Origin of the sequence: Marinomonas sp. IMCC 4694, assembly GCF_008122525.1 — a bacterium.
GTDB lineage: Bacteria > Pseudomonadota > Gammaproteobacteria > Pseudomonadales > Marinomonadaceae > Marinomonas.
In genome coordinates, this window is sequence record NZ_VSRV01000001.1 from 1319373 (window position 1) to 1340063 (window position 20691).

19 protein-coding genes are annotated in these 20691 nt (G+C 46.3%); 13 read left to right on the forward strand and 6 right to left on the reverse strand.

What is annotated here, in order from left to right; genetic code table 11:
* Positions 1 to 216: 216 nt before the first annotated feature.
* Entirely contained in the window at positions 217 to 2079 is a 1863-nt protein-coding gene (locus FXV75_RS05995; RefSeq protein WP_148831643.1) for an ABC transporter ATP-binding protein, read from the forward strand.
* 9 nt (positions 2080 to 2088) lie between these two features.
* Positions 2089 to 2418 carry a DMT family transporter gene (locus FXV75_RS06000; RefSeq protein WP_148831644.1) on the forward strand — a complete coding sequence of 110 codons (330 nt, stop codon included), beginning with the start codon at positions 2089 to 2091 and terminating at the stop codon, positions 2416 to 2418.
* Positions 2419 to 2474: 56 nt separating this feature from the next.
* Here FXV75_RS06000 and FXV75_RS06005 read toward each other — a convergent pair whose 3' ends face one another.
* From FXV75_RS06005 to FXV75_RS06015, 3 genes are read right to left on the reverse strand one after another with little or no spacing between them, the layout of a single operon-like run.
* A complete protein-coding gene (locus FXV75_RS06005) occupies positions 2475 to 4235 on the reverse strand; it encodes an alpha-amylase family glycosyl hydrolase (protein WP_148831645.1) in 1761 nt (586 codons plus the stop codon).
* A gap of 36 nt (positions 4236 to 4271) precedes the next feature.
* Positions 4272 to 5507, reverse strand: a complete 1236-nt coding sequence (locus FXV75_RS06010; RefSeq protein ID WP_148831646.1) for a glycosyl transferase — start codon at positions 5505 to 5507, stop codon at positions 4272 to 4274.
* Positions 5508 to 5529: 22 nt separating this feature from the next.
* Entirely contained in the window at positions 5530 to 6372 is an 843-nt protein-coding gene (locus tag FXV75_RS06015; RefSeq protein WP_148831647.1) for an HAD-IIB family hydrolase, read from the reverse strand.
* A gap of 140 nt (positions 6373 to 6512) precedes the next feature.
* On the opposite strand from FXV75_RS06015, the gene FXV75_RS06020 reads away from it, so the two are divergent.
* Positions 6513 to 7421, forward strand: a complete 909-nt coding sequence (locus FXV75_RS06020; protein ID WP_187424856.1) for a DMT family transporter — start codon at positions 6513 to 6515, stop codon at positions 7419 to 7421.
* Between the two features lie 364 nt (positions 7422 to 7785).
* On the opposite strand, the gene FXV75_RS06025 is transcribed toward FXV75_RS06020, so the two are convergent.
* The gene (locus tag FXV75_RS06025; RefSeq protein WP_148831648.1) at positions 7786 to 8760 is read right to left on the reverse strand and encodes a transposase; all 975 of its coding nucleotides are present in this window, start codon (positions 8758 to 8760) and stop codon (positions 7786 to 7788) included.
* Between the two features lie 239 nt (positions 8761 to 8999).
* Positions 9000 to 9437, reverse strand: a complete 438-nt coding sequence (locus tag FXV75_RS06030; protein WP_148831649.1) for a DUF3010 family protein — start codon at positions 9435 to 9437, stop codon at positions 9000 to 9002.
* A gap of 308 nt (positions 9438 to 9745) precedes the next feature.
* Between FXV75_RS06030 and FXV75_RS06035 the strand changes: the two genes are divergently transcribed.
* The gene (locus FXV75_RS06035) at positions 9746 to 10978 is read left to right on the forward strand and encodes a pyridoxal-phosphate-dependent aminotransferase family protein (RefSeq protein ID WP_148831650.1); all 1233 of its coding nucleotides are present in this window, start codon (positions 9746 to 9748) and stop codon (positions 10976 to 10978) included.
* 18 nt (positions 10979 to 10996) lie between these two features.
* Here the strand turns inward: FXV75_RS06035 and FXV75_RS06040 are convergent, their stop codons facing one another.
* Positions 10997 to 11914, reverse strand: a complete 918-nt coding sequence (locus FXV75_RS06040; RefSeq protein ID WP_148831651.1) for a DMT family transporter — start codon at positions 11912 to 11914, stop codon at positions 10997 to 10999.
* Between the two features lie 249 nt (positions 11915 to 12163).
* On the opposite strand from FXV75_RS06040, the gene FXV75_RS06045 reads away from it, so the two are divergent.
* From FXV75_RS06045 to FXV75_RS06085, 9 genes are all read left to right on the forward strand, one after another.
* Positions 12164 to 13156: a Bug family tripartite tricarboxylate transporter substrate binding protein gene (locus tag FXV75_RS06045; protein ID WP_148831652.1), complete on the forward strand. Its 993-nt coding sequence runs from the start codon at positions 12164 to 12166 to the stop codon at positions 13154 to 13156.
* Between the two features lie 82 nt (positions 13157 to 13238).
* A complete protein-coding gene (locus FXV75_RS06050) occupies positions 13239 to 13679 on the forward strand; it encodes a tripartite tricarboxylate transporter TctB family protein (protein WP_148831653.1) in 441 nt (146 codons plus the stop codon).
* Between the two features lies 1 nt (position 13680).
* Positions 13681 to 15204 carry a tripartite tricarboxylate transporter permease gene (locus tag FXV75_RS06055; RefSeq protein WP_148831654.1) on the forward strand — a complete coding sequence of 508 codons (1524 nt, stop codon included), beginning with the start codon at positions 13681 to 13683 and terminating at the stop codon, positions 15202 to 15204.
* Between the two features lie 101 nt (positions 15205 to 15305).
* Positions 15306 to 15989: a response regulator transcription factor gene (locus tag FXV75_RS06060; protein ID WP_148831655.1), complete on the forward strand. Its 684-nt coding sequence runs from the start codon at positions 15306 to 15308 to the stop codon at positions 15987 to 15989.
* Positions 15952 to 17430 (forward strand): sensor histidine kinase, encoded by a 1479-nt coding sequence (locus FXV75_RS06065; protein ID WP_148831656.1) that lies wholly within the window; start codon positions 15952 to 15954, stop codon positions 17428 to 17430. Before FXV75_RS06060 ends, FXV75_RS06065 begins: the two co-directional genes overlap by 38 nt.
* A complete protein-coding gene (locus tag FXV75_RS06070) occupies positions 17427 to 18491 on the forward strand; it encodes an ABC transporter substrate-binding protein (RefSeq protein ID WP_148831657.1) in 1065 nt (354 codons plus the stop codon). Before FXV75_RS06065 ends, FXV75_RS06070 begins: the two co-directional genes overlap by 4 nt.
* A gap of 127 nt (positions 18492 to 18618) precedes the next feature.
* Positions 18619 to 19242, forward strand: coding sequence for a methylamine utilization protein (locus tag FXV75_RS06075; RefSeq protein WP_148831658.1), 624 nt, complete (start codon positions 18619 to 18621; stop codon positions 19240 to 19242).
* Between the two features lie 65 nt (positions 19243 to 19307).
* Positions 19308 to 20150: a DUF3034 family protein gene (locus FXV75_RS06080; RefSeq protein ID WP_262368478.1), complete on the forward strand. Its 843-nt coding sequence runs from the start codon at positions 19308 to 19310 to the stop codon at positions 20148 to 20150.
* Entirely contained in the window at positions 20150 to 20575 is a 426-nt protein-coding gene (locus FXV75_RS06085) for a group I truncated hemoglobin (RefSeq protein WP_262368479.1), read from the forward strand. The genes FXV75_RS06080 and FXV75_RS06085 overlap by 1 nt, the downstream gene beginning before the upstream one ends.
* Positions 20576 to 20691 lie beyond the last annotated feature (116 nt).

The following is a 20691-nucleotide window of genomic DNA, read 5'->3' on the forward strand; positions in this document are numbered from 1 at the left end:
ATCTTTTTCGTCCATAATCGTGGGTTTAATTGTGCAAACAGCAAGTAAAAATCTATGCGCTGTGTGTCGATAAAGTGATATTTTCTGGTTTTCGACGGGGGAACATGGTTCAATTTGTCACCCTTTATATTATGGAAATCATAATCGTTTTCCCACGCAATACGCGCATACGATGTTCTTTTTGTCGTGCCATCCTATCGTTTAGCAAGGAAAGTCATGTTACGTTTTTTTGAAAAGTGGGTCGATGCTTACCCCGACATTCAGGTCGCACAAGCGCCGAATACCTTGTTTGCCTTTTGTCGTTATTATTCAAAGGGGGTGGAGCTGCCGCTGATATTAATGTCGCTGTTGACTGCAACCATCGCGATTCTTGAGGTAACGCTGTTTAGTTTTATGGGGCAGCTGGTGGATTGGTTGATCAACAAAGACCCAGACACCTTTTTCGCCGAAGAAGGCCAGCATCTTCTATGGATGTCCTTGATGATTTTAGTGCTGATGCCCTTAGTGACTTTTGTTCACTCAGCGATTATCCATCAAACGTTATTGGGCAATTACCCTATGCGCATACGATGGTTGTCCCATCATTATATTTTACGCCAAAGTATGTCTTTTTTTCAGGATGAGTTCGCGGGACGTATTTCAACCAAAGTCATGCAAACTTCCCTTGCTGTCCGTGAAACGGTGATGAAGCTACTGGATGTGCTCGTGTACATTGGCGTGTACTTTATTTCGATGGTGGTGTTGATCGCAAAAGCGGATTACCGCCTGATGATCCCGATGCTGGCGTGGTTGTTGTGTTATGTTTTGCTGCAACTGTATTTTGTGCCTAAATTGAAAAAAATCTCGGCAGAGCAAGCCGATGCACGTTCCACTATGACGGGTCGAGTCGTCGACAGCTACAGCAATATTTCCACGGTTAAATTGTTTTCTCATCATCAGCGTGAAGCCAATTATGCCAAAGAGGGTATGGATGGTTTTCTGCACACCGTGCATAAGCAAATGCGTTTGGTCACTCTGCTGAGTGTGGGAGTACAAACGTGCAACTATGTGTTGGCGTTTTCGGTGGCGGCCTTGTCTATTTGGTTGTGGACCGGCAGCATTATTAGCGTTGGCGCGATTGCTATCGCTGTCAGTTTGGCGCTTCGCTTGAATGGTATGTCTCAATGGATTATGTGGGAGGTCAGTGCTTTATTTGAAAACATCGGCATGGTCAACGACGGCATGAAAACCTTATCACGCCCTATTGAGATCGAAGACAAGCCTAATGCTTCGAACTTGTCAGTACCTCATGGCATTATTGAATACGACGCGGTTAATTTTCACTATGGCAAGCAAGACAGTAAGGTAATTGAAAACCTTGTATTGAGCATTAAAGCGGGTGAAAAAGTCGGATTAGTTGGGCGCTCTGGGGCTGGGAAATCCACTATTGTCAATTTGTTGATGCGCTTTCATGATATTGAATCGGGCCAAATTCGCATTGATGGTCAAAATGTGTCTGATGTCAAACAAGACTCGCTGCGAGCAAAAATTGGTATGGTGACGCAAGACACGTCCTTGTTGCACAGAACCGTGCGTGAAAACTTACTGTACGGTCGACCTGATGCCTCCGATGAAGAGATGATCTCGGCGGCACAGCGAGCCGAAGCCCATGAATTTATCCAAACCCTAACCGATCCTTTTGGTAACAGCGGTTACGATGCCATGGTGGGAGAGCGTGGTATTAAGTTGTCAGGTGGTCAGCGTCAGCGCATCGCGATTGCGCGCGTTTTATTAAAAGACGCGCCCTTGCTTATTTTAGATGAGGCCACGTCGGCGTTAGACTCTGAGGTAGAAGCCGCGATTCAAGCCAGTTTGTATACGCTAATGCAAGGTAAAACGGTCATCGCGATTGCACACCGTTTATCAACGATTGCCGCGATGGACCGATTAATCGTACTGGACAAGGGCAATATAGTAGAACAAGGCCGCCACGAGGAATTGATTCTACAGAACGGCATTTACGCTTCACTGTGGTCGCATCAAACGGGTGGCTTTTTAGCAGAAGACACAGCGCCTGAAACAGATCCGTCGAAGGCGTAGGAGGGAGCGATGACCTACGTGATTTTATTATTAGCGATCGTGGCAGAAGTGATCGCCACAACCGCCTTAAAAGCCTCGGACTCATTCAGCAAGTTGGCCCCCAGCGTCATTGTCATTGTCGGTTATGTTGTCTCTTTTTACTTGCTAACGATTGTGATGCGCTCCATGCCGACGGGGGTGACCTACGCTATTTGGGCTGGACTGGGCGTGGTGCTGATCTCCTTGTTTGGCTACTTTTTTGCCAATGAAAAACTCGACTTAGCCGCGTGCATTGGTATGTCATTAATTGTGACGGGTGTGGTAGTAATTAACGTGTTTTCAAAAACGGTGAGTCACTAAACCCGCTTAGCAACGCACCGTTTTTGCTTCTTTCAAGTCGTGGGCTTATCGCTTCCTTAGTTTGATGACTTGGCTCGGCCTTTTTTGTTCGCTAGCCAGACAAACTGGTACGGCATCAGCGTGACTTTACCTAAACGATCCTCATAGACTTGCTCCGATACCAAGTCGGTCCAGTCGTCTGTGGCGATCAGATTAAGCTCTGACAAATTAAAGCTTTGCGGTTGATCCGTCATATTGTACACCGCGAAGAGGCTTTGTCTTCTATCAATACTCTGGCGCCAAAATGCGAACAAATTTTCTCCCATGTGCAAGACGTATTGTGTCGCATTAGGGTGGAAGGCTGGCTGGGCGCGGCGAATCCGTATCAGTTTATTCATACTCTGAAAGACTTTTTGGTGGTGCGTAGGTGTATTAAGCGCGTGTTCCAAGTCTTCTATGTCCCAAATATGGCGATTAATAGAGCGAAAGTGCCCCGTGTTTTCAACGCGTTCTACGTCATTTTCAGTACCGAACAAGCTGTGAATATAAAAGGCAGGCACGCCTTCCAGAGACATCATCACACCAGCCGCGCAAAGAAAACGCGCAAATTGCCATTGGTCTGGTCCTTGTAGTGCTGAGCCAGATAAGGCGTTCCACAGGCTGATGTTGATCTCATAGGGCTTGGCCTCTCCTTGTGGTGTCGTACGTGAGCTGATTTTGCCGCCAAAACGTTTCATTGTATTGATCAGCGTGTCCAGCTCCCACTCGGTTAGCAATCCCTCGGTAGGGCGTAAACCTATGCCATCATGAGAGGCTACAAAATTCAAATAGGTGGTGCCTTGTTGTGCAGGCGGCATACTCATTAACCATTGTTTTAAATGATTGCTGTTGCCTGTGACCAAGCTGTTGATCAGTAATGGCGGCAAAGAAAAGTTGTAAATCAAATGGGCTTCGTTGGCGTTACCAAAGTAGGTCAAATTTTCTTGATTGGGGATATTGGTTTCAGTGATGATGACGGACTCAGGTGCATAATGCTCAATCATCAAACGCAATAACCGAATGATTTCATGAGTTTGCGGTAAATTAATGCAGCTGGTGCCGGGGACTTTCCACAAAAATGCCACCGCGTCCAAACGAAACCAACGAATCCCTTTTTCAAGATACAATCGAATAATACCCAAAAATTCCAGTAGCACTTCGGGCTTTTCAAAATTTAAATCCACCTGATCGTGGCTAAATGTACACCACACATGTTTGTCACCGTGTTTGGTTTTGACTTCTCTGAGCAACGGTGAGGTTCTAGGGCGCACGACTGCGCTTAAATCTGCTGCTGGGTCTGCTTCATAAAAGAAGTGGGCTCCTGGATGAACGCCAGCTTTAAAGTTTTCAAACCACAAACTTCGGCTTGAACAATGATTAATTACCAAATCGCCCATGACGTTCACATCTTTCGCCAAATTCGCCACATGACTCCACCGACCACACGACGGGTTTACCGTGGTGTAATCCATCACACTAAAACCATCGTCAGAGCTGTAGGGAAAAAAGGGCAACAAATGCACGGTTGAAATGGCGTCTGAAAGCTTGCTTTTGACAAAGTGATGCAAGGTTTCTAATGGTGCTTCGTCAGTTTTGCGTAAGGTATCTGCATAGGTGATTAACATAATGTCAGACTGATCCCACAGACTTGTATGTGGGCGAGGAGATTCCGTTCTTGGATCTAAATCAAACGTCGCCAAGCACTTGTCTGCCAGCTCCTTGCTGTTCAAATGTGGGTAAATGGCTTGCAAGTGAGCGATCAAACGAGGCTCTAAATGAGACAAAGGGGGATTTTCCATGGTTATCTGCCTGTCTTGTGGGTCGAAAAAGTTATCCTATTTGGATGACTTAGGGCCAAACTCATGCATGTCTAATTCTACCGCATTGGCGAGTTGCGACATCACACCGGGGAAAGCACTGACGACGCGATTCCAGCTTGGGATAAAAGGGGTTTCCATTGGGTTCTCAAGGTACTGATTACCGGCTTTCATAATATTACTGGCAAACAACTCAACCGCTTGCTCTTCCGTATGGACATCCAGTTTAAGGCCATTGATTTCTGCGTCGTTGCGATAGGTTTCAATGAAGTCTAATGCCACGCGATAATAAGTCGCCTTGATAGTGCGGAAGGTTTCTTGATTAAAAATGGTGCCGTTGGTAGCCAGCTTTCTGAAAATCGCTTTGGTGATATCAATCGACATCTTAGACAAGCCGCCGTCGTCGTCGTCAGCAGAAAGGGCTTGGTGTTTGTGATCGTAAATATCGGCGATATCGACCTGACACAAGCGATTGGTCGAGTAGTTACGGTACATCTCGCTTAATACGCCAATCTCTAGGCCCCAGTCACTCGGGATGCGTAAATCGGTCATCACGTCACGACGGAAAGAAAATTCACCCGCCAATGGGTAGTGGTAGCTGTCTAAATAATCTAAATAATCCAAATGACCAAAGACTTTTTTTAAGGAATACAATAAAGGCGTGACCAACAAACGGCTGACACGGCCGTTCATTTTCCCATTGGCGGCGCGCGCATAAAAACCTTTGCAAAATTCGTAGTTAAAATTAGGGTTGGCGACAGGATAAATCAGACGCGCCAGTAATTCTCGGTCGTAGGTGACGATGTCGCAATCGTGCATAGCGATGGATTCTGCTTTGCCAGCAGCTAGGTTATAGCCCATGCAAAACCATACATTGCGGCCTTTACCTGGATCAGATGGAGACAGGTGCTCACCTTTCAATACACTGTCGATGGCTCGTAAGCGTGGGCCATCGTTCCAAAGTACCTTTACCTTTTGTGGCAACACACTGAAAAATTCCAACGCATGTCGATATTGTGCTTCGGTGGCGCGATCCAAACCGATAACGATTTCTGATAGGTAAGGCACTTGTTGCAAATGCTTTAAGATATTGGGCATGGCGTCTGTTTCTAATTCCGAATATAGACACGGAAGGATAAGAGACATCGGACGCGTTTTTGCAAATTCACAAAGCTCTTTTTCCATTTCCTCTAACGGACGGTGCGCTAAGTTATGAAGGGTGGTAATGATGCCATTTTGATGAAAGTCGCCCATAGTCGTTCTCCTAAATGAGGTATTAAGTGTTATTTTTGTCTACAAAACCATGTTGCTTGAGCCACACATTGACAGCCTGTGCCCAACCTTCTGGACCACAACTCTCGGTTAACCAAGCGTCGCTGCGGTTAGGTACTTTGGGTGGCGTATGAGCAGGGGATCGAATAACAACCGGAACGTCCGCTTGTCGCAACATGCCAATGTCGTTTTCGCCATCGCCTAAAGCGATAGTGTGGATGTTGCTGTTGCTGTTGCTTTGTTTCTGGTAAAGCCCTTTAAGCCACATCATGGCATGGGCTTTGTCGCACTCTTTTCCCATTAAATGCGCAAAGCGCCCGCCCTTTTGGATTTGTACATCGAAGGGAGCAAGTTCTGCACGCAAGACATTAAGCGCTGAATCTGAATCGACCCATAGCATGGGTTCACTGAAGTCGCGTTGCATGGCTTGCGTAGCGTTTTCCTCGTTTAAACCTGTGATCGACATCAGCTCTTGACAGGTCATGTCGCTAAAGCGGGTAAATTGAAAAGAGTTTTGTTTATCGTTTGTCAGTGCGATAAGTTGGTCACGATGGGGGCCAAATGATTTGCGCCAGAAGTCGCCGCAGTCTTCCAGTGCGTCATCACTACGCAGGGCTAAATGCTTAGGAATGTAAACAGCAGAGCCATTTTCGACGATGAAAGGGTCTTGATGCTCTAAAGCTTGTCGAAGTGAAATAAGCTCAACAAAGGTTTTGCTGGTGTTGATGATGCAAGGAATGCCAAAGGTCTTCAACGACCGCAAAGCCGCCTCAGCGGGCTGAAAATCGTAACTGTGGTGATCAAGCAAAGTGCCATCTAAATCCGTAAAAAGTAAAAGCGTCGTCATGTCGATTCCTGTTTGAGTCCATCCGAGTCATGCGAGTAGACGTTGATTTTAGACTTGCAAATCCAGTGCCAGTGCGCAAAAGTAGCCGACTATTCAACGAAGGTAAGCGTCTAAGGTTAACTGGGCGTTTCAATAAATTTATGACAAATTCGCCCCGTTTGTACGTATACATTGCACTGGCATTAATTGCTTTTGCGGCCAACTCGGTATTGTGTCGATTGGCGTTAGCGGATGAGCTAATCGACCCTGCCAGTTTTGCCGTGTGGCGATTGTTTAGCGGCGCCGTTACCTTAGCCTTGTTGTGTATTTTTAAATCATTAAAAACGAAGCCACCATCGGTTAAAAAAATATGGCTAGAAGGCAGCTGGTTATCGGCAATCGCTTTATTTATCTATGCAATTGGCTTCTCATTTGCTTACGTGACATTAGAGACGGGAACGGGTGCCTTGATCCTGTTTGGCGCGGTGCAATTAACCCTGATTCTCTTTGCGGTTTGGGCAGGTCAGAAACTGACTGGGTTGGAGTGGGTTGGCCTGCTCATCGCCTTTACTGGCTTTGCCTACCTTGTAATGCCGACCTTGACCTCACCCTCATTAATTGGCTTTATTTTGATGACCATCGCCGGCATCGCCGGCATCGCCGGCATCGCCGGCATCGCCGGCATCGCATGGGGCTTGTATACCTGGCGCGGTAAGATCTCATCCAAACCTTTATTCGCTACGGCGTCTAACTTTGTTCGCACCCTTCCTATGCTCTGTGTTGTCTTGCTCGTCGCGAGTTTGTACGGCAGTGAACAAATACATTCTGAAGGGATTGTGTACGCCATGATCTCAGGCGCGATTATGTCTGGATTAGGCTATGCCTTGTGGTACGCTGTATTGCCTTATCTTAGTGCTTCATTGGTAGCGGTATTGCAGCTACTGGTTCCTGTCATTGCGACATTGGGGGGTGTGATTTTTACTAATGAATCCATCACCTTACACCTTATTATAGCGACCTCTGGCGTACTTGGCGGCGTATTACTCGTTATTATGGGAAAAAAACAATGATCAAAATTGCCTTATTTTGGTGCGGTTTTATCTCAATGCGCCATAATCGACTGTAAGAGTTATTTAGACACCCAGAGTTATTTAGACACCCATGTTAGTGGCTAGAGTTACCGGAGAGTTACTAGAACACCCAAGAGTTATTAGGACATCCATGTAAGATAACCATTTTAGTTTTATATGGGTGTCTTAATAAAAAGGTCAGTCGGTTGTTTATGTCTTAAGTTGTTGATTGAGTAAGTTGTCAAGTTGTTTTCTGATGCGCTGCTTTGGTCTGTTACTGGTTTTTTCAGGGGGTAATACCATTTAAGCGAGTTAAATCCTTGCTTTAGAGCTGTAATAAAGGGTGTGACGCAATCGGAGGGTGTTAGGCTAATAGCGCTTTAGTTTTGTTGATTTTTGGCCGGCGTTTGTAATCAAATTTCTGGTAGTAGTCTGTTAGGATAGCTTCGGTTCCAACTGCCGTACAGGTATGCTGTTCAAATTGTGTCGCCATTATTATCCAGCTTTCTGCAGGCACATTTAGGCGTTGGAGAATGGGGGCAAGGGATAAATCGATGCTGCCTGGTTTATCGTGGTAAATGATGCGACCTGTGAGATCGACCAGTTCTAAATATTCTTTCAGATCAAAGGGTAGACCATTGGTTCTCTCTTCTTTTGAATGGCCAATAAACGGATTGAGTAAGTTGGGTTGTCTGTTCCGCTTCGCTGAGCGAATGCGCATTTTGATGCTTGTATGTGCTGATGTTTCAGGTGTCTTGTCGACGTTCGCTCTGATGGGGTTTAAATCGACGTAAGCCATGCAAGCGATCAGCGCGGACTCATCAAGGAGTGCTTGCGATTTGAAGCGGCCCTCCCAGAATCGCCCTGTGCATTCGTCTTCACGGTTGGCTTGCCGAGCTATATTTTCATTGAGTTCCCTCATGAACCAGCTAACGTCCATAAGCCGTTGTCGATACGTTTCAATGGTTGCATCCAGAAAAGGCGTTAAGTGGCTAGGTATGTGACCGTCTCTCATGAATTGCTGTGTTAACAGGGTGCCTTTATGTAATTGATGCCAGCGTGTTAAAACGTCGTCAGCAGTCCATTTTTTGGCCTTTTCAACATTGACACAAAGCACAATATGCGTGTGGTTGCTCATTACCGCATAAGCGCAAATTTCTATTGCAAACAGGCGACTTAAATACAGCATGCGCATCTCAACCCAGCCGCGTCTATGTTCGTAATTTTTACCGGTAACGGCGTCTTCGCCGCATAAAAATGCACGTCGAACACATCGTGAAACACAATGATAGTAAGGTGTGTCCGACAAACTAATTTGTTGCTTTCTTGCGGTAGGCATACGCTGAGCCCTCTTTCCATGAGTCATTCGATTACAAAGACCATAGAGTCATACTGTTCATTTGTACAGTGTTTTATGGCTGTCATGTGAAGAATGGCTTTATGGAAAGTCATCTACTTCTTATTAAATCAGGAATAGAAATGAGTGGGTGTCTTAATAAGAAAAAATGAGTGGGTGTCTTGTGTTGAGTATAAGGACACGTTTGATAGTGTCCTTAATGTCGTTGCAGGTGTGACAGTTTACGCTTCGTTGATGTGTTCTGAGAGTGCGGCGTAGGCGACGGTGAAGGCGCCTTCTTGGTACGCGCGCAAGCCGGTGGCTTTGAACGGAATCGGCATCGGGTTGTGTTGCAGTATGTCTTTGGTTTTCGCTCCACTGAATAGGTCGACGTCTACAGTGTTGATCAGTTGAATCGCGGCTTCGATTTTAAAGCCGACGGCGGCGCCAGCGAATTTGCCTTTTGTGGGGCGTTCACGGATCACCGCGCGTTTTACCTTGTAGTCTTCAAAGAGTTTTTTCAGCATGAACTGAAATTTGCGTACGCTGTCGCTGTCGTTTGGGTTGTTCAATGTGTGACGTGTTTGGCGACAGTCGGCAATTTGAAACAAGCCATCTTGTTTTGATAGCAAGCAAAGAATGACTTCGCTGCCTTTTATTTCGATACCACAAGTGATCATAACGGGGTCCTAACGGTGTTCTAACGAAGAGTTTCACGCATTATGGCACAACAAGGATCAATCGCGCAGAGTAAAAAATGCTGCGGGTTGAAATCCAGGCACGTCAGATGTAAGGCGAATCCAAGCACCTCTGGTTGATTACACTCTTTTGATTTTGTTCGCTCTTATTTTTTAAAGGGATATTGTAATATTGCAAGATAATATTTTGTAAAAAATTAATTTACGATATTTTATTCTGTTAAAAGCTAATAACAGTGCTTTTAACGATCACTTCTTTCTTTCCATTTAGACTAGTTAGGCTGCTTAACATGACCGTTTTATCGCCAATGGGTATTCCACGCCCCCAGGTGAAATCTTTAGATGATATTCTGCCACACGAGCCTTTGTTAATGATGGGAGCTGGCCCTGTGCCGATTCCTGAGCGTGTAGCGAAGGCGAATTCGATCGTGATCAATCACCTCGGTAGTGTGATGGCGCAGGTAATTGGGCAAGTTAAGTCGATGGCGCGTTATGTGTTTCAAACGGAATCTAAGTGGGTGCTTGGCGTAGCAGGGCCAGCGTCTGCAGCGATGGAGATGGCGGTAGCAAATTTGTTAGAGCCGGGTGAGCGCATTTTATGCATCAATAATGGTTTTTTCAGTCATCGTATGGCAGAAATGGCGACACGTATTGGTGCTGATGTGCACGAGTTGCATGTGGGCGTTCATGAGGCGGCTGACCCTGAGCGAGTTCGTCGTGCGATCGAAGAAACGCGCCCTAAAGTGTTGACCTTAGTTCAGGGTGAAACGTCGAATACGGTGTTCAATCATTCGCTACAAGAGATCACGGCGATAGCCAAGTCTTACGGTTGTCTTGTGGTGGTGGATGCGGTGTGTACGTTAAGTACCATGCCACTGAAGATGGATGAGTGGCAAGTGGATGTGGTAATCACCGGCGGCCAAAAAGGCTTGTCGTCTATTCCGGGTGTGTCGTTATTGGTGTTTTCAAACGAGGCTTGGGCGGCAGTGAAGCGCCGAACGAAACCAACAGTGCAATGGTGTTTTGATGCTCAGCTAGCGGAAAACTTCTGGCACAATGATGGGTATCATTATACGGCTCCTGTGTCTGGCATTATGGCATTGCATGAAGCATTGAAGTTGGTGTGTGATGAAACCTTAGAGCATCGTTTTGCTCGTCACTTACGCTGCTCTAAGGCCTTGCAAGCTGGGGTCGAGGGTATGGGGTTGTCGCTGTTTATCCCCGAGTCTTCACGGTTGAACTCTGTGGTTGGGATAAACATTCCTGAAGGATTAACCGCGCCACAAATTTGCCGTCATATTTCTGAATTATACCGAGTTGAAATTGCGGGATCGTTTGGCCAGCCCATTGTTCGTATTGGCCAAATGGGTGAGCAGTGCCGGGAACATAACTTGTTTCGTACTTTGCACGCTTTGGGCAGTACGATGCGGGATTTGGGAGTAAAGGTAGACCAGCCTAATGGCATGGCGGAGATGGAGAGTTACTTACAAAACGCGCCGCGCTCTTTGTATCAGGTTGCGTAAACGCGTCGAGTAGGAAAGCTAGATCCCCTTGGTTCGAGTGATGTCCAAGGGGATTTTTTTATTTGGCATTAAACTGGCAAACAGTGCCCCAGTGGTAATCAATAGGCAGGCAATAATTTGTCCTGTGGTCAGTGGCGCGTCAGTAAACAGCCCTAACCAAGTTGTCGATAACGCCGGTGCGGTATACGACAGTACGCCTAGCAGTGATAAGTTGCCTTTTTTTACACCCAAATCCCAACAAAAAAAAGCCACGCCAACGGGCCCCAACCCCAGTCCCAAAATGGCGATCCATGTGTTTAATGTCAAAGGCTCGGCCTGCTTTTCAAGCGCAACATGAGACACGCCAGCCAGTAATGCGGTGACCAAGCAATACCAAAGAACCGCACTGGATGGCACGGTTTGAAAGCGTCGATTTGCAACTGAATAGCTTGACCATATCAAGGCGCAAGCAAAAGCGGCGGCGTAACCTGTCCAGTGAATGGCACTGTCATTGGCGATAACGGTTTGGTCTTTTGAGTGCAACATGATGCCGGTGCCGACAAAGGCGATGATGGCGCCGATCAAATGCGTCCACGACAGCATGTTGCCTTTGGTTAGCCCCACCATGAGCACAATAATCAAAGGCCACAGGTAAGCTATTAGTCCAGCTTCTACAGGGGGGGCGTGCTGAAAGGCGTAAAAATACGCCAAGTGATAGCTGTAAAACCCTAATCCCCCCATCGTGATGGCGCTTTTTGGCGTTTGTTGCCACGATGTTTTAAGCTCTCCCTTAACAAGGTAGACCACAAAAAACAGCACGCTGGCAACACAAAAAGTCAGTGTTAACAGCAGCAACGGCGGCACGGCATTGGCTTGTGTTGTGAAGAGGGCTAGGGTGCTCCACAGTAAAATAGCTAGGCTACCGATGAGCGTTGCACGAGGGGGATTATCGCTCATTAGAAAGCTTCCTAACGTCTGATCAAGGCGAATAAAGAAGAGAAGGTTACCTTGTTTCTTAGGCAATGACATGGCTTTACGAGTACTTTTTATAAAAAAAGGGCGATGTTTTTGACACAATTATGCAAGAAAAGTTAATGACTGACAGGGTAGTGACAGGTTTGGGGGGTAAGGTTTAGCGATTCAAGTGTATTAAAATTTTTTTCGCGCTTGATTTGCCAACAAAAAAATAACAAGCAGGAGATAACCATGCTTAAAACTCTTTCTTTAAAATCTGTTCTTATCACAAGTGCTGCGGCATTAACCATTGCTGGCCAAGCTTACGCTTATGAGCCAGCTCGAAGTGCAGAATGTATTGCCCCAGCTAACCCAGGCGGCGGTTGGGATTTTACCTGCCGTAGCGTTGGTAAAGTGTTAGTCGATCAAAAATATTTTTCTGGTAACGTACAAACCGTCAACATGTCTGGTGCCGGTGGTGGTGTAGCCTTTGCTCATACCGTTAGTAAGCGTGATACCGATGAAAACCTTATTGTCGCGGCGAGTACCGCAACGACAACACGTCTTGCTCAAGGCCAATTTCCTGGTATGAATTCCGACCAAGTAAAATGGGTAGGCACTTTAGGTGCTGACTACGGCATCATTGCTGTCGGAAAAGAGTCAAAATATACGTCTTTGACACAAGTGTTAGACGCACTGAAAAAAGACCCAGGCGCGGTTAAGTTTGCCGGTGGTAGTGCTTCTGGTGGCTGGGATCATTTGAAAGTACTTATGACGGCTCAAAAAGCCAATGTAGAGCAGTTGCCAAAAATTCGCTACTTAGCGTTCAGTGGTGGCTCTGAGGCTTTGGTACAAGTTGTTGGTGGTCACATAGATGCCTTCACGGGTGACATCTCTGAAGTAAAAGGCTTCATGGATTCTGGTGATTTGCGTGTTCTTGCCGTGTTATCGGAAGAGCGTTTACCAGCCCCATTTGATGCTATTCCAACGGCGATGGAGCAAGGAATTGATTCGGTTGCACCAAACTGGCGTGGATTTTATGTACCAGGCAACGCAAGTGCTGATTCGTACGATTGGTGGGTAAGCACGATTGATGAGCTATACACAACGCAAGAATGGAAAGATGTGATGACCAAAAACGGTTTGATGCCCTTCCATAAGTCAGGTGCTGATTTTACTCAGTTCGTTAAAAACCAAACACTTGATATCCGAGTGTTGTCTCAAGATATCGGTTTAATCAAATAACGTAGACCGCTTTGGAGGGGGTCTTTCCCCTCCTGTTTTTCCCTTATTTTTCCCCTAAGAATGACCTACATGGAGCAAAGACATGCGTATTAACGATCGTGTGTTTGGCATGCTGATGCTGATTCTGGCCGTTGTATACGGACTAGAAGCAACCAAATTTCCTATTCCTTTTGGTGGGCACGAAAGTGTTGGGCCAGAAACCTTTCCTATTATGCTGTCGATCATTTTAGGTGTAAGCGCTGTTTATTTAATGGTTCGACCTGATGAAGATGAGCCATGGGCCCCCGTGTCTATGTTAATTGAACTGAGCGTCGTGGTTCTTTCTATGATGGCGTTTGCTTGGGCTATTGAACCGATTGGCTTTATGCCGGCAGCGGCTTTGGTCGTGAGTTTCTTGAGTTGGCGTATGGGAGCAAATGTTGCTAAGAGTCTTATCACGGGTGTGACAAGTTCGGTAGTGATCTTTCTGCTGTTTAATAATGTGCTTGAACTAGCACTGCCTCTAGGTCTATTGGAGTTTTAATATGGATACTATGAGCTTACTAATGCAAGGCTTTGCGGTGGCATTAACGCCGGAAAGTATTATGTTTGCGGTTATTGGTGCTATTTTAGGAACATTAATCGGTGCGTTACCGGGGCTTGGCCCTGCAAACGGCGTGGCAATTTTGATTCCGTTGGCGTTCAGTTTAGGGTTGTCTCCTACTTCTTCTCTGATTCTGCTTACATCAGTGTACGCTGGTGCCATGTATGGCGGTCGTATTTCCTCTATTTTGTTAAACATTCCGGGCGATGAGCCTGCGATGATGACCTGTTTAGACGGCTATCCGATGGCGTTAAAAGGCAAAGCAGCGGAAGCGCTGGCGATTTCTGCAATCGCGTCTTTTATAGGCAGTTTTATTGCGACGATTGGACTGGTTGTTTTGGCGCCTATTCTTGCTAAATTTGCCTTGAAATTTGGTCCTTCTGAATACTTCGCCTTGTTTGCGTTGGCGTTTGCCACCTTGGGTGGTATTACTGGAAAGAATCAATTTAAAACCTTAATGGCGGCGGCGATTGGCTTGATGATTGCCACAGTCGGTATTGATATTTCAACGGGCGTGCAGCGTTTTACGTACAACACGTTGGAATTGTTTGAAGGTGTTGATTTCATTATTGCGATTGTTGGTTTGTTTGCGATCAGTGAGTTATTGTTTTTCCTTGAGCGCCATGCTGGTGATGGGCTTAAACAGGTCGCGATCAATAAATTGAAACTGTCGCCAAAAGACATTATTAAGGTGCTTCCTGCGTCTTTGCGCGGGGCGGTACTTGGCTTTATTGCAGGTGTGTTACCTGGTGCCGGTGCTTCTTTGGGCAGCTTTATCAGCTACACGTTAGAAAAACGGGTATCGGATAAAAACGGCACCTTTGGGAAGGGAGATTCTCGCGGTGTAGCGGCGCCTGAAGCCGGTAACAATGGTGCCGCGTCGGGAGCCCTAGTGCCCATGTTAACTTTGGGTGTCCCTGGTAGTGGTACGACCGCCGTATTGCTGGCGATGTTGATCTCGTTGAACATTTCACCGGGTCCCATGTTGTTTCAACAAAATGCGGATTTAGTCTGGGGTGTGATTGCCGCGATGTTTATCGGTAACTTGGTCTTGTTACTGTTAAATATTCCTATGGTGGGTATTTTCGTTAAACTGTTGAGCATTCCACCGAAATACCTGATGCCAGTGGTCACACTGATTGCATCGGTCGGTATTTATTCGGTCAGCCACAGTGCGCTCGATTTGTACTTTATGGTGGGTTTTGGTGTGCTTGGTTACATCTTCCGTAAGGTCGATATTCCACTTGTGCCGATCATTTTGGGCATGTTGCTTGGGCCAGAAATGGAGAAAAGTCTTCGTCATGCGTTGGTTTTGTCCGACGGTGATTGGATGGCGCTGTTCAATAGCGGATTGAGTATTGGGCTATGGACGGTGGCGGTTTTGGGCTTGGTATTGCCTATTATTGTTGGTCCGATTGTTCGCGCTAAAATGAAGAGATCAAAAGACGCTGTTAAAGACGCGTAAGCCCTGCAATACTAATGGCCTTGCGATAAAAAATTCGAGTAACGAAGGTTGCTCGAATTTTCTCGTCTATACCTAGAAAAATAAAAAAATGGCGAATTTGTATGCGTATTTTAGTTGTAGAAGACACTCAAGTATTGGGACAGGCAATTTGTGAACGATTAACCAGTTTAGGTCATGGCGTCGATTTAATTGGCGATGGAAAGCGTGCCGACGATTTACTCAAATATCAGTCGGTCGATTTGATCTTATTGGATCTGAATTTACCCGGCTTATCGGGCCTGCAATTGTTACAAAAACTCCGCCAACGTGAAGACGACACGCCTGTGTTGATTTTAACCGCGAGGGATCAAATAGAAGATCGCATTCGGCTGTTAGACGAAGGCGCAGACGACTACCTCACCAAACCCTTTGACTTCGGCGAGTTAGAAGCTCGTTGTCGCGCTTTATTGCGCCGTAAACAGGGTTACGCCGCCAACGTGACCGAACATGGTAATATCACGGTTAATCGAGACAGCCGCCAGGTCTTTGTTGAAGGCGAATTAACCGCCATTACCAACCGAGAGTTTCGGCTCTTAGAGATTTTTCTTGGGCACTTAGGCCGAGTATTAAGCAAAGATGAAATTACCGATCATTTGTTTAACTTTAATGAAACACCCAGTCCTAATGCGATAGAGTTGTACGTTGGACGCTTAAGAAAAAAAATGGTCAAGGGTGACGTGGTGATCAGCACATTAAGAGGCATTGGCTATGTGGCGGAAATCACTAAACCCTCCAAATCTCAGTGAAGAAGAGGAAAAAAGTGCATTAAAAAAAGCACCGTCGTTACGTTTCCGCTTTATTCTTGCGGGGGTGCTGGTGATCGGTATTATTGCGGGTTTGGCGGTGAATTTAATTTTTGACTACAGTCAGAAATTAGCCGATTTATCTTACGATCGTTTGTTGCGCAGTGCTTTACTGCAAATGGATGAGAACGTTGGTTTAATGCGCAACGAAGTCAGCATCGACATCCCTTGGTCGGCGTTTGCCACGTTGGCACAAGCGGAGGAAGATCGGGTATTTTATAAGGTCGAAAGCCTAGAGCAGGGCTTTATTACTGGCTACCAAGACTTAAACAGTGTGCCGCCCAAACCGCCGGTGCTTGATCAAATCCAGTTTTACAATCAAGAGTACTCGGGAGAAATGGTGCGTTTTGCTTGGGTTGAGCGTTACCTAACCGACCCCGAAACGGCGCAAACGGTGAGGATTGTTTTAGGCCAAACCCGCTTGTCTCGAGAAGCCATGTCTTCGGCGGTCACTCAAAAAGCGGTTGAGGTGGTGGTGTTGATTGCGCTGGTGGCGATTACTTTAATCATTATCGGCAGCCATGTGGTGCTGCGTCCCTTGCATCGAATCGAACGAGTGCTAGAAGAGCGCGCCGTCGGGGATTTGACCCCAATTGACATTAACACACCAAAAGAAACCCATCATTTAAAAGTCGCGATCAACCACTTTATGGCGCGGTTGCAAACCAACTTAGAGCAACTCGAAAATTACACCGCCGACGCCGCCCATCAGTTGCGTACCCCTTTGGCTAGCTTGCGTGCATTGGCAGAAAATGCTCGGGACTACACCTCAGCTGGTAATCAATCGCCCGAAAAGCAGCGCTCCACTTTGGAGAATATTGTCAAGCAATGCGACACACTTAGCCAAACCGTTACCTTGTTGTTAAATCAAGCCGTGGTATCCCATCGGCTGCAAACGCATCGACTCGAACCAATCCATTTATTGGAGCCGGTGATGGCGTCCTGTCGTGAGCAAGCCGTGACTGCCTTGCATCAAGGTGTTCGACTTTCCTTGGACGGTGAATTGAACGAAAGCTGGATCTTAGGCGACAGTTTTTCCATTCAGCAAATGATGCAAAATCTCATTGAAAACGCCGTGCGATATAGTGGTTTAGGCGTTGAGCACGCAACTGAAGTCATTGTGCAGTTAAAAGAGTTTGAGCGTTTTTATCGTATTAAAGTGATTGATTACGGCAGTGGTATCCCCGATATTGAAAAAGAGCGAGTGTTTGAGCGCTTTTATCGAGGACGTTATGACATTGCGGGCAGTGGCGTGGGCCTTGCTATGGTGAAAGACATCGTTGATCACCATTCTGCCAGCATTGAAATATTGGACACAGAGCCCAAAGGCACAACGTTTCAGGTGGATTTTGCGAAGTATATAACCAGCGAGCGTACGTCATGAAAACGATGATTTATATAGTCAGTTTGTGGGCCACACTCACCAGCAGTAAGCTATTGGCTGAGGCGCCGGTGTGGTTTGGTAGCGACTCGGCTTCGCGCATTTTATACATTAATTCCGCGATGGATCTGGCATCGTTCGCACCAATTTTGACGGAGTTTGTAAGCTTGTATCCGGATGTTCGGGTTGCTTATCGAGACGTTAATACTTTGGAGTTGTATTATCAAACCATTCAAGAGCAGACGCATCCTCAGGCCAGTTTGGTGATCAGCAGTGCAATGGATTTGCATTTAAAATTAGTCAATGATGGTTATGCGCAAACCTACCAATCGAGCTTTACCGAACGTTTACCCACCAATTTCAAGTGGCGCAATCAGCTGTTTGCGTTTTCGCTGGAACCGGTCGTCATGTTGGTCAATAAGGCGGCTTTTCCGGGTGATCTACCCGAAGATCGCCAGTCATTGTTGCAAACCATTCGACAAAACGAAAAAGCCGTGACCCAGCGCATTGGAACCTATGATATTCGTAAAAGTGGCGTAGGGTACTTATTAGCGAGCCAAGATGCACGACAGGCCGACGTGACCTGGGGGCGTTTATTAGAGGCCTTTGGTAGCCACGACGTGCAAACTTACTGCTGTACTCATGAGATCATTGACGACGTGGCGTCGGGTAAATTGGTGTTAGGTTACAATTTGCTAGGGTCTTACGCATCGCAAAGAGCTCGGGACGATGATCGACTGAAAATGATTTTGCCAAAGGATTATACGCTGATGTTGATGCGTGTGGCGTTGATTCCCAAAGGGGCACCAAACGTGCAAGATGCGGGTGTTTTTTTGGATTTTTTACTCTCTGATCGCGGTCAGAAAATGATGCAAACCCAAGGTCTATTGTTTCCAATACAGCCAGATATGAACAACCCTGATGACCCATATGTTGTTAACGCGCCGGGGCCAACGGGGATCATTGAGCTGGATCAACAGCTATTGGTTGGGCGTGACTACGCCAAACAAAAACGGTTTATACGTAATTGGGAAATGGCATTAGAAATAAGCGAACCAGAATAGCCTACACAAAGAAGGTGCACGTATGGCGCTGGCGGGTGTATTTCTAGTATAGTAAAAACAATGAGATTGACCTGAGGAACGAGTTGATCAATCGTAAAACGAATAGACAACTGTTTAAGGATACATTATGCGTTATTTGCTTGCTTTATTGTGTGCATTGGCTCTGCAAAATGCTTACGCTGATATGACGCTGACGGTGTTAGATCAAAAGGGACTCCCTGTCCCCGACGCTGTGATCACGTTGAACAGCCAGGCGTCGATTACCCCGAACACCGTGGCAGTGATGGACCAAATTGATGAATCTTTTGTGCCAAGAGTGTTGGTCATTCAAAAAGGCCAATATGTCCGCTTTCCAAACAGTGATGATATTCGTCATCACGTGTATAGCTTTTCAAAGCCCAAAGCATTTGAAATTAAGCTGTATAAAGGGTCTGACATCCCTCCTGTCTGGTTCGATAAACCGGGCTTGGTTGCGTTGGGTTGCAATATTCACGATGACATGATCGGCTATATTGTTGTTGCAGACAACGCCTTCTCTGTAAAAACAGACCGCAATGGTCGTGCTACTTTACCGGCAAAGCAAGGCGATGTGGTGGACTTATGGAGTGAAAGAATGCTCGATGGCGTAACTGATGTGGCGCAAATCAACATTGTTAGCGAAAAAACACAGACCATCACGCTGGAGCTGTTACCGCCTCTCGACTTGATGGATCACTCTCAACACTCTGGTTTTGGGAAGAAAAAATGGTGAGCATTCTTTGCTTTAGGGCCTCTTTAAAACCAATTTTTTTGTTAAAAAACGCCGTGCTGTTGAGCATGACAGTGGGTCTTTTTAGCGTCACCAGCGTTCTGGCCGCTGAAGGGAAAATAGTCGCCACAGCGGGTTTGTCTCAATTAGAGGGGAGTGGAGGCGGTGGCCTTGTGCCTTGGGCGACGTTAGCGGGATACGACAGCCGTGATGAGATCGCGGCGTCGGCCTTTATGACCGACGTGAATGTGACCGATTACCGCTTGTCGTCAATGGGTGTCGCGGTTGGTTTTTATGACAAGGTAGAGCTTAGCTTTGCTCAGCAGACATTTGCTTTACCCGCCTCGTTAATCACAGGCTTAGGGCTTAATTCAGCCGAGATTAAGCAAAATATTGTGGGCATAAAATTACGTTTGTATGGCGATGCTGTGTATTCAGCGTACCCACAAATCAGTGTTGGTTTGCAGCACAAGCAACTTGATAAAGCCACCATTGCAACCTACCTTGGAGCAAAAGACAGCGAAGGAACCGATGTGTATCTGGCGGCCACTAAGGTGCATTTGGGTGCGTTAGGCGGTTATAACTTAGTGTGGAATGTCACGGCGCGTGCCACGAAAGCCAATGAAATGGGCTTGTTAGGCTATGGTGGACCCGATAATAAACATTATCAGGTGATGATGGAGAGCAGTGTTGGTGTTTTGTTATCACCGCATTGGGTCATCGGCATGGAATACCGCCAAAAACCGAATAACCTTTCCAGTGTAGAAGAAGAGGATTGGAGCGATGTGTTTGTCAGTTATCTTCCCAATAAAAATGTGAGCTTCACCGCCGCGTACGCCAATTTGGGTACCATAGCGACGAAAGCGGATCAGTCGGGTGTGTATTTATCAATGACGGGGTACTTATGGTAATGATCATAAAAACATCTGTGTTGGCCTTTGCGTTATTGTTGGCGGCATGTGCCGCACCGTCTCAAGCCAATAAAAGTCTGTACGATGAAATAGGCGGCGCCGGTGTTGTAGAGGCTGTCACCGACAATTTTATTAAAGAAATCAGTTTCAACGAAACCATTTACCGATATTTTGAAAAATCCAATATCACGCGATTCCGTGAAAAGTTTATTGAGCATCTGTGCGTGAGTACCGGTGGCCCTTGTCATTACACGGGCGACACTATGTTGAGAGTGCATCAGGGGCAAAATATCAGCGAAGCCGACTTCAATACCACGGTAGATTTACTGGTGAGTGCAATGGAAGACGCGGGTTTAAGCTATCCTCAGCAAAACAAGGTGTTAAACGTATTGGCGCCGATGCGGGATGAGATGCTGTACAAATAAGACATGAGCCTGTATGTATTCTGCTTGGTGTTTGTTTTGTATTTGTCCTAGGTCATGCTTTGCGTAGAATGCGCTTTTCGTTAAGTCGTTAATCCTTTACATTAGTTTAATCTAAT